This is a genomic window from Oleiphilus sp. HI0043 (assembly GCF_001634935.1).
The window spans coordinates 1-1,414 of record NZ_LWEY01000587.1 but is presented as its reverse complement, the minus strand read 5'-3'; the positions used below and the strand labels follow the sequence as shown (position 1 = coordinate 1,414).

Below are 1,414 nucleotides of genomic sequence, written 5' to 3'. Positions count from 1 at the left end.
GGAAGTCATTGATACACCCGAAATCAAAGATGACGAAGTTCTTGTTTACGTTATGGCAGCAGGCGTTAACTATAATAACGTGTGGGCAGGTCTTGGCGTACCGGTTGACGTTATCGGCGCGCGTAACAAGCAAGGTGAACCGGAAGAATTCCATATCGGTGGTTCCGATGCTTCAGGTATCGTTTATAAAATCGGTAAAGATGTTACTAACGTAAAAGTGGGTGATGAAGTTGTTCTTCATTGTGGTAGCTGGCAGAAAGGCTGTAAAGCTGAGCAGAAAGGTACCGATCCAATGTATGACCCTAGCTTTCGTATTTGGGGTTATGAAACTAACTTTGGCAGCTTTGCACAGTTCACTAAAGTTCAGGATCACCAATGCCTACCAAAACCTAAGCACCTTAACTGGGAAGAAGCGGCAACTTATATGCTAGTGGGCGCAACCGCTTACCGCATGCTTATGGCATGGGCACCAAACAACGTTAAGAAGGATGACGTTGTCCTTATCTGGGGTGGCGCTGGCGGCCTAGGCTGTATGGCTATTCAGATCGCTGCAGCAATGGGCGCTAAGCCAATCGCTGTTGTTTCTGACGAGAGTAAGTTTGATTACTGCATGCAATTGGGCGCTGTTGGCTGCCTAAACCGTAAAGACTTCGACCACTGGGGCATGATGCCACACTGGAAAGATGAGTCCGCTTACGCTAAGTGGAGCAAAGGTGCGCGTGCATTCGGTAAAGCTATCTGGGATATCCTTGGCGAGCGTCGTGGTGTTGATGTTGTCTTTGAACACCCAGGCGAAACTACTATTCCTACGTCTATCTTCGTTGCTGAAACAGGCGGTATGGTTGTAGTTTGTGCAGGTACTACCGGCTTCAACGCGACCTTAGACCTGCGTTATCACTGGATGCGTCAGAAGCGTCTGCAGGGCTCACACTTCGCAAATGATGATCAAGCAATCGGCGTAAATAACTTGGTAATTGAAGGTAAAGTCGACCCTTGCCTATCTAAAACCTTTACCTATGAAGAGCTTCCTGACTCTCATCAGCTAATGTATGAAAACCAACACCCTCATGGCAACATGTCTGTGCTCGTTGGTGCAACTGACTTTGGTCAGGGCGCAGAGAAGTAGTTTCTAATAGTAAAAAATTAAAAAGGCGATCTTCGGATCGCCTTTTTTATGCCTGATATACCGCTCTCATTACATTAAACCTACTCCATCTTGAGCCTTAAAAGGCTTGAACTTTCTCACTCAGTCCATATATTCTCAGATAACACCACACATGAGATAAACCAAAATGATGAGAATATTTTTATTCCTGGCCACAAACTTAGCCGTTGTATTAGTCGCTAGCTTCACACTTAGCCTACTCGGGGTCGGCAGTTACATGACCGCTCAGGGTCTGGACTACAATAACCT

Annotated in this window: 1 protein-coding gene; it reads left to right on the top strand. The window is 46.3% G+C overall.

All coding sequences use genetic code 11. The features are described 5' to 3' along the window. On the top strand, positions 1-1,126 hold a 1,126-nt coding region (ccrA, locus tag A3729_RS07295), incomplete at its 5' end, for a crotonyl-CoA carboxylase/reductase (protein ID WP_068633518.1). Positions 1,127-1,414: the final 288 nt, after the last annotated feature.